We start from the raw sequence: 15,155 nt of genomic DNA, 5'->3' as shown, positions 1-15,155 counted from the left end.
CGAGTGAAGGACAGCGGAACGGCGGGGGCGCCGCAGACGACCGGGCAGCGTGTGCGGTCGATCGTCGGCGGCTCCACCGGCAATCTGGTCGAATGGTACGACTGGTACGTCTACGCGGCCTTCACCCTCTATTTCGCGCCGCATTTCTTTCCGGCGGAGGATCGAACCGCGCAGCTTCTCAGTGCCGCGGCTGTCTTTGCGCTGGGGTTCGTCATGCGGCCCATCGGCGCCTGGTTGATGGGAATGTTCTCCGACCGCCACGGCCGGAAATCGGGGCTGACCCTGTCCGTATCGCTGATGTGCGCGGGCTCCCTGCTGATCGCCGTGACGCCGACCTATGCCAGCATCGGCATCGCCGCGCCGGCGCTGCTGATCCTTGCGCGGCTGATGCAGGGCCTGTCGGTGGGCGGCGAATATGGCGCGAGCGCCACCTACCTGTCGGAAATGGCCGGACGCAGCCGGCGCGGCTTCTTCGCCTCCTTCCAGTATGTGACGCTGATTTCCGGCCAGCTTCTGGCCATCACGACGCTTCTGGTGCTGCAATCCTCCATGCCGGAGGCGGACCTCGATGCCTGGGGCTGGCGGATTCCCTTCGTCATCGGCGCGTGTCTGGCCGTGGTCGTCTTCTATCTGCGGCGCGGTCTTGCGGAGACGGAAAGCTACCGCAACGCGAAAGCCTCCGCCGCGCCGAAATCGGGCTTCTGGCAGCTGATCCGGCATCATCCGCGCGAGACCGGCATCGTCATGATGCTGACGGCGGGCGGCACGCTCGCCTTCTACGCCTATTCGATTTACATGCAGAAATTCCTGGTCAACACGTCCGGGTTCAGCCGGGAAGTGTCGACCCAGATCAACGCGGTCACCCTGTTCGTGTTCATGCTGCTTCAGCCGGTGGTCGGCGCACTGAGCGACCGCATCGGCCGCAAGCCCATCATGGTGACGTTTGGCATTTGCGGCGTGCTGTTCACCTATCCGATCTTCTCGACGCTGGAGACGGTGCGCGATCCCGTCATGGCCGGCGCGCTGGTCATGGCGGCGCTGGTCATCGTCACGGGCTATACGGCGATCAACGCCGTCGTGAAGGCGGAGCTGTTTCCCGCGCATATTCGCGCGCTCGGCGTCGCGCTGCCCTATGCGCTGGCCAACACGCTGTTCGGCGGCACGGCCGAATATGCCGCGCTGCAATTCAAGGATGCAGGGTGGGAACGCGGCTTTTACTGGTATGTCACCGCAATGATCGGCATTTCGCTGATCGTCTATCTGCGGATGCGCGATACCGCCAAGCATAGCCAGATTCTGGAGGACTGATCCCATGGCCATCGCCCCATACCGGCCAAGCCTGATCCTGGTCGTCGCGCGGGCCGAGAACCGCGTCATCGGCCGGGACGGCGGCATGCCCTGGCGGCTGCCGGACGACCTGAAGCACTTCAAGCGCCTGACGGTCGGGCGGCCCTGCATCATGGGCCGGCGGACCTTCGAATCTCTCCCGGGCGGGGCGCTGAAGGGGCGGCAGAACATCGTCCTGACGCGCCAGCGGAACTGGCAGGCCGAGGGGGCGTCGACCGCGCCCAATCTGGCGGAGGCCATCGCCGCTGCCGGCCTCGACCCCCGCGCCCGCGCACCGGAGATCATGGTGATCGGCGGTGCCGAAATCTATGCGCTGACCCTGCCCTCTGCCACGCGGATTGAACTGACCGAGGTGCATGCAAGGCCGGAGGGGGATACGTTCTTCCCCGAACTGGAGCCGGAGCGCTGGCGTGAAACCCGCCGCGAGCGGCATACAGGGCCTGAGGGGCAGCCTGATTTCAGCTTCGTCACGCTGGAGCGGATCTGATGGCCCGAAAGCCGGCTCGCAAACCCGCCGGCCGGAAGGCACCGGCCCAGAAGCGTGCAAGGGCGCCGCGGTTTCGCTGGCGGCTGTGGCTGGTCTGGTTCGTCCTGTTCCTGGCCGTTCTGGCGGCGCTGTTCTTCTGGCTGGCCCCTGGCATGATCGAACGGTCGATGAACCGGATCGAGGGGTCTGGTTTGTGGCGCGTGGAGGAACGGACGGCGGCGCTGCACGACTCCCTGTTCGTGGCGGATCTGCACGCCGACACGCTGCTGTGGGACCGCGATTTGGGCCGGCGCGCGGACCGGGGCCACGTCGACCTCCTGCGCCTTGCGGAGGGGAATGTGGGTCTGCAGGTCTTCGGCTCGGTCACGAAGACGCCGCGCGGCCAGAATTATGAGGCGAACAGTGCGGACACCGACAATATCACGCCGCTCGTCGTGGCGCAGTTACAGCCGCCGCGCACATGGGTCTCGCTTCTCGAACGCTCGCTCTATCATGCCGAGCGGCTGGCGAAGACCGCCCGGGCGCGGCCGGCGCAGCTGATGCTGATCCGCAGCCGCGCCGATCTCGAGGCGCTTATCGGCCGGCGCGCGGACGGCGAACGGGTGATCGGCGGCATGATGGCGGCCGAGGGGCTGCAGAATATCGAGGGCGACATCGACAATCTCGACCGCCTGTTCGACGCCGGCTACCGCATGGCGGGTCTGACCCACTTCTTCGACAACCGGCTGGCCGGGTCCATGCATGGGGAGGAGAAGGGCGGCCTCACCCCGCTGGGGCGGCAGGTGGTCCGCCGCATGGAGGATCGCGGCATGATCGTCGATCTGGCGCATCTGAGCCATGACGGCGTCGCGGAGGTGCTGGACATGGCGCGCCGGCCCGTCATCGTGTCGCACGGCGGGGCGCAGGCGATCTGCAAGGTCAACCGCAACCTGACCGACGAGGAGATCCGGGGCGTCGCAGCCACAGGCGGGGTGATCGGCGTCGGCTTCTGGGACGGCGCGGTGTGCAGCCCGACGCCCGGCGCGACCGCACGGACCATGCGGTATATTCGCGATCTGGTCGGGATCGAACATGTCGCGCTCGGCAGTGATTTCGATGGCGCGGTGACCACAGGGTTCGATGCGGCCGGTATGGCGGCGGTTACGCAGGCACTGCTGGACCAGGGCTTTACGGAGGACGAGATCCGCGCGGCGATGGGGGGCAATGTACGCCGCGTCTTGATGGAAACGCTCCCCGCCCGGTAGGGGCCCTTCATGCAGCGCATCTTCGCAGACGACCCGCTTCCCGAAGCCCTTCGCGGCGGCGTCGCCGCCCTCGGCAATTTCGACGGCTTCCATGCCGGCCATCAGGCGGTGGTGGGAGAGGCGCGGTATCGTGCCCGCGCGAAGGGCGGCCCGGCGCTGGTCATAACCTTCGACCCGCACCCGGTGCGTCTGTTCAAGCCGGACACACCGCCCATGGCGCTGACGACGATCCCGCAGCGCCTCGACCTGTTCGCCGCGGACGGCATCGACGGCGCGGTGGTGCTGCGCTTCGACCGTTCAATGGCGGCCATGAGCCCGCAGGCCTTTGTCGAGGATGTGCTGTCGCGGCGTCTCGGCCTCAGCGGTATCGTTACCGGCGACGATTTCACATTTGGCGCCCGCGCCGCCGGCACGGTTCGCGACCTGCGTACGCTCGGCGCGGCCTGCGACATCGATGCCGCCGCTGTCAGCGCGGTGAACGATCGCGGGGGCGAGCGGGTCAGTTCGACCGCGATCCGCGACGCGCTGCGAGGGGGCGATGCCCGCGCCGCCGCGCGCATGCTGACCCGGCCCTTCGCCATTCGCGCAGTGGTCGAGCACGGCGCGAAGCTGGGCCGGACGATCGGCGTTCCCACGGCGAACATGCGGCTGGGCGATTATGTCCGGCCGCGCTACGGCGTCTATGCCGTGCGTGGGCACCTGCCGGATGGAACGACGCTGGACGGGGTCGCCAATCTGGGCATTCGCCCCATGATCGATCCGCCCGTCGAACTGCTCGAAAGCTGGTTCTTCGACTGGCAGGGCGACCTTTACGGGCAGGAGATCGACGTGGAACTGATCGCCTGGCTGCGGGAGGAACGGAAGCTGGATGGCCTCGATGCGCTCAAGGCGCAGATCGTGCGCGATGCCGAGGCCGCCCGTGCCGCCCTCGACGCTGGGCGGACGGCGGGCTAAGGCAGTTGGCCATGCAAGGATTGAGCGAAATCGAGCGCCGCGCCCTCGAGCCTGTCGACGCGCGCGGGGCGGACATGCTGGCAAACGTCGAAAGCTGGTCGCGCATCAATTCCGGCAGCCGCAACATGGCCGGTCTCGCCGAAATGGCGGACCTGCTCGCAGCGGCGTTCGCGCCCCTTGGCGGCACGGCCGAACTGCGCGACCCGGCGCCGGTCGAAACCATCGATGAGGATGGGCGGCGCGTGCCGTTGGCGCATGGCCGCAACCTGCACATCTCCCGCCCCGGACGCGGCAACGCGCGCGTCATGCTGACCGGGCACATGGATACGGTGTTTCCGAAGGATCATCATTTCCAGGATCTGAAATGGCTGGAGGACGGCGTCCTGAACGGCCCCGGCGTTGCGGACATGAAGGGCGGCATCGCCGTCATGCTGGAGGCGCTGCGCGCGCTCGAGGCTTCTGACCTCGGCGGCCGGCTGGGTTGGGAGGTGGTGCTGAATGCCGATGAGGAGGTGTCCTCGCTCGGGTCCGCGCTGCTGCTCGCCGAGGTGGCGCAGCGCTGCCAGACAGGACTGACCTTCGAACCGTCGGCCGATCCCGAGGGTACGCTGGCCGGTGGGCGAAAGGGCAGCGGGAATTTCGCTGCCTCCATCGCCGGCCGCGCCGCCCATGCGGGCCGCAATCCCGAGGACGGCCGCAACGCGCTGGTCGCCGCCGCCGACCTTGCCGTGCGTCTGGACGCGATGAAGACGAAACGGCCCACCCTGTCCGTCAATCCGGCGAAAATCGACGGCGGCGGTCCGAACAATGTCGTGCCGGAAATGGCGGTGCTGCGCTGGAACGTGCGCCCGCTGACGCCGGACGACCAAGCCTGGGCCGAAGCCGCGCAGGAGGAAATCCTGGCGGAGGTCGCTGCCCGTCACGACGTGAAGATCGACGTGACCGGCAGCTTCGCCCGCCCGCCGAAGCCGCTGGATGAGAAGCAGCGGGGGCTGTTCGACCTGGTGAAGGGCTGCGGCAGCGATCTGGGCCTCAATATCGGCTGGAAGGATACGGGCGGCGTCTGCGACGGCAACAATCTGGCCGCTGCAGGTCTTGCCGTCGTCGACACGATGGGCGTGCGCGGCGGCGCCATTCATTCGGACCGGGAATTCATGATCGTCGATTCGCTGACGGAGCGCGCGAAGCTGGCGGCGCTGACCCTGATGCGGCTGGCGGAGGGGCGGCTGATCGAGGGGCGATCGGCGCAATGACGCTGTGGAACTTGCGCGCCGCTCGCATGGGCGATCTCGATTCGCTGAGCGAGCTTGCCGACCTGGCGGGCACCGGATTCACCAACCTGCCCTCCAACCGGGAAGCGCTGAAGGCGCGGCTGGAGTGGAACGAACAAAGCTACGCGCGGGAGGAGGATGAGCCCGACAACGAGCTTTACATCCTGCTGCTGGAGGAAGCGGCGACGGGCCGCATCGGCGGAAGCGCCATGCTGTTTTCCCGCCTCGGCGTGCGCTGGCCCTTCTACTCCTACAAGGTGGCGCGGCTCAGCCAGTTTTCCGCCGAACTGAATCGCACCGCGCGCCTCGACGTGCTGCACCTCGTCAACGACTTCAACGGCGCCAGCGAGGTAGGCGGGCTGTTCCTGCACCCGGACCTGCGCTCATCCGGCTTTGGCGGGCTTCTCGCGCGCAGCCGGTACATGTTCATCGCGATGCACCGCCGCCGCTTCGCCAGCCGTATCCTGGCAGAGCTGCGCGGGCGGGTGCGGGACGATGGTTCGGCGCCGTTCTGGGACGGGCTTGGCGGCAAGTTCTTCGGCATGAGCTTTCAGGAGGCCGACCGGTTCAATTCGCAGCATGGCAATCAGTTCATCGCCGATCTGATGCCGAAATACCCGATCTATACCGCGCTCCTGAGCCCGGAGGCGCAGGACACCATCGGACAGCCGCACGATAGCGGCGTCCCTGCCATGCGCATGCTGGAAAAGGAGGGCTTTTCCTTCACCGGCTATGTCGACATTTTCGATGCCGGCCCGACCATGGTGGCGGATACCGACCGGCTGCGCACCGTTGAAGCGGCGCAGACCCTGCCCATCTTTGAAATCGGCGGCGGCGGTGCGGAATCGCATACGGGCTTTGCTGCGGCCGGAGAACGGACCGAATTTCGCGCGTGGCGGACCGCCTCGCGCCTGACGGAGCAGGGTCTGGTGATGCCGCCGGAAGAGGCGGCGCTGATGCGCGTGAAACAGGGAGATAAGGTGATCTATGTCGCGTCCTGAACTGATCTCGACCGACCCCTCGACCGGCGAGGAGGTCTGGCGCGGCGCGGAAGCCTCGGCAGAGGACGTTGCGAAAGCGGTCGAGGCGGCGCGCGCGGCGCAGCCCGCCTGGGAGGCCCGGCCCCTCTCCGAACGGCGGGAGGTGCTGCAACGCTTCCAGAACGCCGTGCGTGACCGTCGAGAGGATCTGGCGCGCATGATTTCGCGCGAGACGGGCAAGCCCTTTTGGGAAACGCAAGGGGAAGCCGACGCCGTCATGGCGAAGGTCGATATCTCCATGACGGCCTATCAGGAGCGGACCGGAAACCGCGAGAAGGATGGCGAACATTTCCGGCAGGCGCTGCGCCACCGGCCGCACGGCGTTCTGGCGGTGCTCGGCCCCTATAATTTCCCGGCGCACCTGCCGAACGGCCATATCGTGCCGGGCCTGCTTGCCGGCAACACCATGGTCTTCAAGCCCAGTGAACTGACGCCCGGCACCGCCGCGCTGATGAAGGAATGCTGGGACGCGGCGGGCCTTCCGGATGGCTGTCTGCAGATCGTCCAGGGCGGCGGCCCTGCCGGGAAGGCGCTTGCCGGACATTCGGACATTAACGGCCTGCTGTTCACTGGCAGTGCCGGCACGGGTCACGCGCTCGCACGGCAGTTCGCGGATCGCCCGGACAAGATCCTGGCGCTGGAGATGGGCGGCAACAATCCGCTGATCTGCTGGGACGTGCGAGAGAATGATCTTGAGGCGGCGGCGGCGCTGATCGTGCAGTCGGCGTTTCTGTCGGCGGGCCAGCGCTGCACCAATGCGCGCCGGCTGATCGTGCGCGACAAGGTTCACGACGAAATCCTGCACTATGTGAACGAGATCGCCGCCGATCTGATCGTCGGTGCGCCGTTCGACGAGCCGCAGCCGTTCATGGGACCCGTCGTCTCGAATCGTGCGGCCGATGTTCTGCAGGAACAATATCTCAATCTTGTCATGTCCGGCGCAAAGCAAATTCGTCCTCTGGAGCGGCCGGACGCGGACAAGCCGTTCTTGAGTCCCGCGATCATCGATGCGACGAATGCGGATCGTCCGGACGAGGAGATGTTCGGTCCCGTCCTGCAACTGATCCGGGTCGCGGATTTCGATGCCGCCGTCCGCGAGGCGAACAATACGCGCTTTGGCCTGTCCGCCGGCCTGATCAGCGACGATCCGGAGCTCTACGAGCGCTTCCGCCGTGAGATTCGCGCGGGCATCGTCAATTGGAACCGGCCCACCAACGGCGCCAGTTCCGCCGCACCGTTCGGCGGCGTCGGCGACAGCGGCAACCACCGGGCAAGCGCCTACTATGCCGCCGATTACTGCGCCTACCCCGTCGCCAGTCTGGAGCATGATCGGATCCGCGGCGAGATCGGGGTCGGCCGCGCATCCTATGGCGAGAAGAAGGCGGCGGAGTGAGCGGACGGGACGCACGCCCTTCGGCCGTCGTTGAGGTTAATTTCGATGGCCTGATCGGGCCCACGCACAATTATGCCGGTCTCAGCCTCGGGAATGTGGCGAGCGCAAGCAATGCCGGCTCGACCGCCCGGCCGCGAGAGGCGGCGCTGCAGGGTCTTGCAAAGATGCGCATGGTCATGGGGCTGGGTCTGCCGCAGGGGTTCTTTCTTCCCCACGAGCGCCCGAACACGGACTGGCTACGCCGTCTGGGCTTTTCCGGGACCGACGCGGAAATCTGCGCTGCAGCGGTGAAGGAAGACCCGCAGCTGTTCAACAATGCCGCGAGTGCCAGTGCTATGTGGACGGCGAATGCCGCAACCGTCTCGCCGGCGGCCGACACGGCGGACGGGCGCGTCCATTTCACGCCGGCCAACCTTGCCGCCATGACGCATCGCAGCCTGGAATGGCACGAAACGCACCGGCAGCTTCGACAGATATTCGCGGACGAGCGCTTCTTCGCGCTGCACGAGGCCGTGCCCGCGAAATTCGGCGACGAGGGGGCCGCGAACTTCATGCGCCTGGCGCCGACGCATGGGCAGCCCGGCGTCGAGGTCTTCGTTTACGGTGAGGATCGGGGCGGCCGGTTTCCCGCGCGTCAGTCGCGCCGCGCATCGCAGGCGGTGGCACGGCTGCATGGCGTGAGCCAGCCCATCTTTGCCGCGCAGTCGCCGGAGGCGATCGAGGCGGGGGCGTTCCACAACGACGTGGTGGCCGTGGCGAATGAGCGTATCCTGTTCGCGCATGAGCAGGCCTTCGCCGACCGTTTGGGTCTGTACGAGGATCTGCGCCGGCATGTGCCCGACGTTGAGATCGTCGAGGTGCCGGAGCGTGCAGTCAGCCTGGCGGATGCCATCGCCTCTTACCTGTTCAATTCCCAGCTTCTGACCCTGCCGGACGGCTCGGCGGCGCTTGTCCTGCCGGCCGAATGCCGGGAGAATTCCGCCGTAAAAACCTGGCTGGACACGAATATGGGCGGCAACGGCCCGATCCACGCGGCGCATTTCATCGACGTTCGCGAATCCATGAAGAACGGCGGCGGCCCCGCCTGCCTGCGCCTGCGCGTGGCGGTTTCGCCGGACGCGCTCGCCGCTATCGACCCGCGCTACCTGCTTGATGAGGCGAAGGCGGACGCGATGGGGCGGGTGATCGAGGATTGCTGGCCCGAAACCGTGGCGCCCGGCGATCTCGCCCATGCTGATTTCTGGTCGCAGAGCTGGAACGCCCGCAAACGTCTGGTGGAACTCTTGTCGCTGGCCTGAGCCCTAAGGCGCAGGCCGCTCGATCAGGACCGGTGGGCTTCGCCCATGCGCCGAACGGCTGCGACCTTCTCGTATAGCGGCGTCCAGTCGTCCCGCTCGTCGATGGGTGTCCACAGAGCCTCCACCTCCTCGATCAGCATGGAACAGGGGACCTCATCCCGCCAATAGTCGTGCGCCAGCGCGCCGGGCAGGGCCTTGTAGCCGGCGACGGCCTCCCGGAACGGCAGGAAGGCGGCGGCGGAATAGGCGGGCCGATCGCAGCGCACATCGCCGCCGCGCCAGTCGAAAAATGCGCGGTCCGGTTCCAGGCCGCTGGTGGCAAGCGCGGCCTCCCACTTGCGCACAAGCTCTGCGTCCGTCGCGGCATCCTGCCCTTGCAGGCCGAGGCGGCGGAGCAGCGCCGCAGAGAGCTCAGCCTCGTATTGCTCAGGGAAGGCCTTCAACGCCGGGATCAGGCTGTCCGCCGCCGCGACCGCGCGCAGCGCCATGGCAAGCTGATGCACGTTCCATTGCAGCGCCTCCGCCTGGCGGCCGAAGGCGTAAAGGCCGAACTGGTCGAAATAGGCAGCGGTGAAACCATCGTCCCAGCGCGGCGCGAAGCGCCAGGGTCCATAGTCGAAGCTCTCGCCGGTAATGTTGATATTGTCGGTATTGAGGACCCCGTGCACGAACCCGGCCGCGCGGAAGCTGGCCGCCAGCCGCGCCGCGCCGGACACGGCATGATCCATCAGCGCGGCGTACCCATCCTCACCCGACAGGTCGGGAGATCCAACATATTCCTTCAGACAATAGTCGACGAGCCGGTCGAGATTTCCGGCCTCGCCGCGATAGGCAAGACGCTGAAACGTGCCATAGCGTATGTGCCCGTGCGACAGCCGTACCATGACGGCGGAACGGGTCGGGCTGGGCTCGTCGCCGCGGTTCAGCGCCTCGCCGGTCTCGATCAGCGAGAAGGTGCGGCTGGTTTCGACGCCCAGCGCTTCCAGCATCTCGGTCGCCAGGATCTCCCGAACGCCGCCCTTCAGCGTCAGGCGGCCGTCGCCGAACCGGCTGTAGGGGGTTTGGCCGGACCCCTTGGTGCCAAGATCCATGAGGCGGTTCTTGCCGTCCCGCATCTGCGCGAACAGGAACCCGCGTCCATCGCCGATATCCGGATTGTAGGCGCGGAACTGATGACCGTGATAGCGAAGGGCCAGCGGTTCCTGCAGATTGTCCGGCAGCGGTTCGAAGCGGCCGAAATGCCGTATCCATTCGGCATCCTCCAGCCCCTGCAAACCCAACTCTCCGGCGGCGAGGTCGTTTCGGAACCGAAGGCGTGTTTCCGGAAAATCGGCGGGCTGTACGGCGTCGTAGAACTCGTCGCCGAGGCGCAGGATGGCAGGATCCGGGCGGTAGGTCAGGCTGCGCTTACGCCTTTGTCGTCACACCGCAGGCCGCGCAGACGAACCGCACGGTCTCGTCCTCGATTTCCTGACGGCGTTCGGGCGACGTATCAGGCGCGAAGGCCAGGTCCAGCGCATCGCCGACCACGCCATATGTCAGGTTGGCGGCGATCTTCGCATTGAAACGGGTCAGTCCGTGCGCCGCCTTCATGGCCTCGAACTGGCGTTCGCACCAGTCGACAACGACTTGTCGAGACGCGCGGTAAAAGGGTTCCGCGTCCGGATTGCCGTGAAGCCCGTGCTTGGTGCCGTCGGTGCTGTTCACCGTTACCAGGTCTTCCCAGCTATTGTGGGTCTCGCAATAGGAGAAACAGCGGCGGATGCTGATGCCGGGGTCGATGTCGGCAAGTTCGTCCCCCGCCTGCATGGCCTTCACCATGCGTTCGCCATATGTGCGGCCCAGCTCTTCGAGCAGAGCGCGCTTCGAGCCGAAATGATAGAAGATTGACCCCTCCGACACGTCCGCTGCGCGCGCGATGTCGGCCGTGCCGGTCTTTGCGAAACCGTTCTGCGAGAACAGCGTATTCGCCGCCTCCAGAACCCGTTGGCGCGTTTCCGCAGGGTCGTAGCGGCGGGATTTCGGCTCTGCGGCCTTCGTCGCCATAAGGTTCATTCCTCCCAGTCGATCATTTCGATATGGGCACCGAGAGGCCGCGCGTCAATTTTCGAGTATTCCTCAAACCACCCGGTCTTCGAAGTGCCGTCCAAGATACTCCAGCGTGGCGATACGGCGGTAGAGCCCGCTGTCGGCGATATTCGGCATCCGAAAGAAGCGGCTCATATGAGGGAAGTGGAGGTCGAGCACCCGTCCGAGAAAGGCCGGGGTCAGCAAACCGCCATGTTCATCCTCCACCGCGCCCAGACGGCGGCGTAGGGCATAGGACCGCTTGCGCATCCAGACCGGGCGGGCGCGCGTTGAGAATTCCGACCAGCGATGCCCGGGCGTCGGCGCCTGTGTGAAGGGATAGCCATAGCTTGAGGGATACGCAGCCAGGCGCGGATCGATATTGCGAAGCACGGCCGATTCGTAGCGACCGGCATTCTTCTGAGCGATGGGAATGCCAAGTGCATCGCCCACCAGACCCTGATCGAAGAAGGGCATTAGATAACCGCCCTGGCGGCCCACAAGGCTGATTTCCCGCCCGAAAAAGGCACGGCACCGCATGCGCGGGTAGAGTTGTTCGATCAGCGGCCGCTTTAACGGTGAGGCATCGCCGGGGCGCCCGATGGCGGCTAGCGCCTTTGCTTCCAGATTGCCGAGGAAACGGTCGGCATCGAACCCATTTGCGACGTCGCCGCTGCTGAACCTGGCGAAGAAGGTTTCTACCAACGCCCGCGCCGTCATCGCCCGGTCGGGAAGATAGAAGAAATTGCGCATCACCTCGCCGCAGCCGCCTGAAACGGCAAGCTGCCCGCCGCGCTGGCGGTCGTGGCGGGCCGCAGCGTTGCCGCCATTGTCGAACAATCCGCCATCGGTGACGAGCGCGTCGGTCTCGTGAAAATTGCGCTCGACGATCTCCGGAAATTCATCCGGGGAGATGGCGCGGTGTTCGGCCTTGCGAAAAATCTCCAGGTGGATGCCTTCGCCAGACGCGATGCGCCGGGCGATCTCCACGTCCGGATCGCCAGGACTGCCATAGACGTAGATGTGCGGCGCTACGCCCGCCTCTCTCAGCAGACCGAGCGCCAGACGGGAATCGAGACCGCCGGACAGGGGGCACTGCATGCGGTCGCCATAATGCGCGGCATAAGGCGCTACCACGCTGCGAAGAATGTCGGCCGTTCCCTTCGCCCGCCGTTCCATCGGCGCATCGTCGATGCGGGCGGGGAGCAGCTTTTCGACGGGCTGCCGCTCCACCTTCTCTCCCAAGGCGATCTGCATGCGACTACCGAGGCGCCGCACCTCCTTCAGCACCGTATCGTTGCCGGTGGGAAAGACGTTGAAGGCGAATTCGTAAACGCCCTGGGGATCGAAGTTCAGCCGCTCCTGCGCGCCGGCCGCGGCGAGGAAGCTGGTCGAGAACAGGGAGTCGTCGACAGTATGAAACAGCTGGAAAGCGCCGAAAAAATCGGTGAGCAAATAGGTTCGGCCCGCCTTCCTGACCAAAAGGGCAAACTGTCCCCGCAGCCTGTCCCAGTCGCCGTACGGAAAGCTGAACGCCTCCAGCAGCCGTGCAAGCGCCGGCTCCCCCAGCATGCCGTCGAAAACCAGAGTGCCGGCAAAGGCGACGAAATCATCCCCCTGGCGATAGAAGGTGGGGAGGCCGCCATGGATGGGCTCTGCATGAAAACCATGAAAGGGTGGGCAGTCGAGGCGTTCGTACCGGGTGAACCCATGCCGGTCGAACTGCGCGCGCGCTGCCGCAAGCGCGTCGTCGGAAGGGGTGCGTGCAAGATGAAATCCGCCCATGGCCGCTCGCTTTAGAGCGGGCCTGCGGGGAGCGCCACTCCCCGCCTTTTCTCTACCGTGCCGGGGCAGCGGCCGGTATAGCGGGCCAGATGAGCGCGCCGACCGTCCTCCATCTGCACTCGACCTTCGATCTGGGCGGCAAGGAAGCGCGTGCCGTTCGCCTGATGAATGCCTTCGGCAGTGACTTTCGGCACCATATCGTCAGCGCCGTGCCGGGAGCCGTGGGCGCCATGGAAAGCGTGGACGGGCATGTGGAAGCGCGCCTGCTGACCGGTTTTCCGCCGCTTGCAGGCCGGCCGTCTCTGACGCGGCTGCGCGCACTGGCGGCGGCGATGCGCAATTACGATCTGGTCCTCACCTATAATTTCGGCGCGATGGACGCGGTCATGGCCCGGCGCATCTTTGGCGGTCCGCCGCTGGTGCATCATGAGGACGGCTTCAACGAGGATGAGCGGGACCGGCAGAAGTCCGCGCGAATTCTCTACCGGCGTCTTGCCTTGCCCAGTGCTGCGCGTGTGGTGGTGCCGTCGGCCGTGCTTGAGCATTCGGCACGCCGCATCTGGCGGCAACCGGCGGAGAGGGTGCAGCGCATTTCCAATGGAATCGATGCCGCCCGCTTTGCGCCGCCGCCGGCGGCGGATGCGATTCCGGGTCTCACCAAGGGTCCGGGCGAACTGGTGGTCGGCACACTTGCGGGGCTTCGCGCCGTCAAGAACCTGCCGCGACTGGTCGACGCTTTCGCCTTTGCCGCGCGTATCTATCAAGGCCCGGCGCGGCTGGTGATCGTCGGCACGGGACCGGAGCGAGAACGCATCGAGGCTACGGCAAGAGAGGCGGGCATCGCGGACCGACTGCTGCTTCCGGGTTTCCTGCCCGACCCGGCCCGATACGTCGGGCTGTTCGACATCTTCGCCCTCTCCTCCGATTCGGAACAGTTTCCCATCAGCCTGGTCGAGGCGATGGCGGCAGGTCTGCCCGCCGCGACGACCGACGTGGGCGACATAAGTGCCATTCTGTCCGCCGAGAACAGGCCGCTCGTAGCCCGCACGGCCGATGCGCCGGCCTTGGGCCGCAGCCTTGCCCGCCTGATGGGCGATGCCGACTTGCGGGCCCGGCTGGGCGCAGCGAACCGCGCCCGTGTCGCGGCGGAATATGACGAGCGGGACATGCTGGCCGCCTATCGTTCGCTTTACGGCGGATTGGCGGCAGCCTAGCCAGATAGCGGAAGAAGGGGAGAGACGATGACGACACGGCAGGTCTGGCGGCTCGCGCGCCGCCCGGAAGGCGATATCGACAAGGGCGATCTGACGTTCACGGAGGAAGAGCAGCGCGCGCCGGAGGCTGGAGAAGCGCTCGTGGAGGTCATCTACCTGTCGCTCGATCCGACGAACCGCATCTGGATGTCGGACCGCGAGCAGTACATGCCGCCCGTCGAAGTCGGGGATCCGATGCGCGGCGGAATTTGCGGCCGGGTCGTCTCCAGCCGTGCGCCGGGCCTGCCGGAGGGGACGCTGGTTGCAGGGCTGGGCGAATGGGCCAGCCATGTGATCGTCGAGGAGGGGAAGGTGTCGCCGATGCGCGGCGTGGAGGGTCTGCCGCTCGCCGCGGCGTTCGGCACCTTCGGCGGCGTCGGCATGACAGCCTATTTCGGATTGCTCGACATCGGGCAGCCGCAGGCCGGAGAGACGCTCGTCGTTTCGGCGGCGGCCGGCGGTGTCGGGCAGATCGTCGGCCAGATCGGCAAGATCAAGGGCTGCCGCGTGATCGGTATCGCCGGCGGTGCGGAGAAATGCCGCTTCATTACCGAAGATTTGGGTTTCGATCATGCCATCGACTACAAGAACGAGGATGTCGGCGCCGCGCTCGACCGTCTGGCGCCGGATGGCGTCGATATCGATTTCGAGAATGTCGGCGGACCGATCATGCAGGCCGTGCTGGAGCGCATGAACAATTTCGGCCGCATCCCCCTGTGCGGTCTGATCAGCCAGTATAACGAGCGCGGGGAGACCCAGGGCGGCGCACCGGCCTATTGGGAAACCATGCTGATGCGGCGGCTGACGGTTCGCGGCTTCATCGTCACCGATTTCGCGCCGCGCTTCAGTGAGGCGGCGGCGCAGCTGGGCCAGTGGTTGGCCGAGGGGCGCCTGACGACGCGGCAGGACGTGCGCCAAGGACTGGACCGTGCCGACGACTATGTGAAGCTGCTCTATAGCGGCGGCAATTTCGGCAAGCTGCTGGTCGAGGTCTCGCCGCCCGCATGACGACCGGC

13 protein-coding genes are annotated in these 15,155 nt (G+C 66.3%); 10 read left to right on the top strand and 3 right to left on the bottom strand.

Going from position 1 to position 15,155, the window contains the following annotated elements; all coding sequences use genetic code 11:
• Window positions 1-3: 3 nt before the first annotated feature.
• From C725_RS03915 to C725_RS03880, 8 genes are read left to right on the top strand one after another with little or no spacing between them, the layout of a single operon-like run.
• Complete coding sequence (locus C725_RS03915; RefSeq protein ID WP_008600283.1) at window positions 4-1,308, top strand: MFS transporter; 1,305 nt, start codon at window positions 4-6, stop codon at window positions 1,306-1,308.
• 4 nt (window positions 1,309-1,312) lie between these two features.
• Window positions 1,313-1,834 carry a dihydrofolate reductase gene (locus C725_RS03910; RefSeq protein WP_008600282.1) on the top strand — a complete coding sequence of 174 codons (522 nt, stop codon included), beginning with the start codon at window positions 1,313-1,315 and terminating at the stop codon, window positions 1,832-1,834.
• On the top strand, window positions 1,834-3,078 hold the full coding sequence (locus C725_RS03905; RefSeq protein ID WP_008600281.1) for a dipeptidase: 1,245 nt from the start codon (window positions 1,834-1,836) through the stop codon (window positions 3,076-3,078). The genes C725_RS03910 and C725_RS03905 overlap by 1 nt, the downstream gene beginning before the upstream one ends.
• 9 nt (window positions 3,079-3,087) lie before the next feature.
• Window positions 3,088-4,032: a bifunctional riboflavin kinase/FAD synthetase gene (locus C725_RS03900; RefSeq protein ID WP_008600280.1), complete on the top strand. Its 945-nt coding sequence runs from the start codon at window positions 3,088-3,090 to the stop codon at window positions 4,030-4,032.
• An 11-nt stretch (window positions 4,033-4,043) separates the two neighbouring features.
• Window positions 4,044-5,285, top strand: coding sequence for a hydrolase (locus tag C725_RS03895; RefSeq protein WP_008600279.1), 1,242 nt, complete (start codon window positions 4,044-4,046; stop codon window positions 5,283-5,285).
• The gene (locus C725_RS03890) at window positions 5,282-6,304 is read left to right on the top strand and encodes an arginine N-succinyltransferase (protein ID WP_008600278.1); all 1,023 of its coding nucleotides are present in this window, start codon (window positions 5,282-5,284) and stop codon (window positions 6,302-6,304) included. The genes C725_RS03895 and C725_RS03890 overlap by 4 nt, the downstream gene beginning before the upstream one ends.
• Window positions 6,291-7,736, top strand: a complete 1,446-nt coding sequence (gene astD, locus C725_RS03885) for a succinylglutamate-semialdehyde dehydrogenase (RefSeq protein WP_008600277.1) — start codon at window positions 6,291-6,293, stop codon at window positions 7,734-7,736. Before C725_RS03890 ends, astD begins: the two co-directional genes overlap by 14 nt.
• Window positions 7,733-9,034 carry an N-succinylarginine dihydrolase gene (locus C725_RS03880; RefSeq protein WP_008600276.1) on the top strand — a complete coding sequence of 434 codons (1,302 nt, stop codon included), beginning with the start codon at window positions 7,733-7,735 and terminating at the stop codon, window positions 9,032-9,034. The genes astD and C725_RS03880 overlap by 4 nt, the downstream gene beginning before the upstream one ends.
• A gap of 23 nt (window positions 9,035-9,057) precedes the next feature.
• Here C725_RS03880 and C725_RS03875 read toward each other — a convergent pair whose 3' ends face one another.
• The 3 genes from C725_RS03875 to C725_RS03865 form a co-directional block, all read right to left on the bottom strand.
• Window positions 9,058-10,434: a protein adenylyltransferase SelO family protein gene (locus C725_RS03875; protein ID WP_038281440.1), complete on the bottom strand. Its 1,377-nt coding sequence runs from the start codon at window positions 10,432-10,434 to the stop codon at window positions 9,058-9,060.
• A gap of 7 nt (window positions 10,435-10,441) precedes the next feature.
• A complete protein-coding gene (locus C725_RS03870; protein ID WP_008600273.1) occupies window positions 10,442-11,080 on the bottom strand; it encodes a TetR/AcrR family transcriptional regulator in 639 nt (212 codons plus the stop codon).
• A gap of 72 nt (window positions 11,081-11,152) precedes the next feature.
• On the bottom strand, window positions 11,153-12,886 hold the full coding sequence (locus tag C725_RS03865) for an asparagine synthetase B family protein (RefSeq protein ID WP_008600272.1): 1,734 nt from the start codon (window positions 12,884-12,886) through the stop codon (window positions 11,153-11,155).
• An 89-nt stretch (window positions 12,887-12,975) separates the two neighbouring features.
• Between C725_RS03865 and C725_RS03860 the strand changes: the two genes are divergently transcribed.
• Window positions 12,976-14,100, top strand: coding sequence for a glycosyltransferase (locus C725_RS03860; RefSeq protein ID WP_008600271.1), 1,125 nt, complete (start codon window positions 12,976-12,978; stop codon window positions 14,098-14,100).
• A gap of 27 nt (window positions 14,101-14,127) precedes the next feature.
• On the top strand, window positions 14,128-15,147 hold the full coding sequence (locus C725_RS03855; RefSeq protein WP_008600270.1) for an NADP-dependent oxidoreductase: 1,020 nt from the start codon (window positions 14,128-14,130) through the stop codon (window positions 15,145-15,147).
• Window positions 15,148-15,155: the final 8 nt, after the last annotated feature.

It is taken from the genome of Pacificimonas flava, from assembly GCF_000342165.1.
Classification (GTDB): domain Bacteria; phylum Pseudomonadota; class Alphaproteobacteria; order Sphingomonadales; family Sphingomonadaceae; genus Pacificimonas; species Pacificimonas flava.
This window is presented reverse-complemented; position numbering and strand designations above follow the sequence as displayed.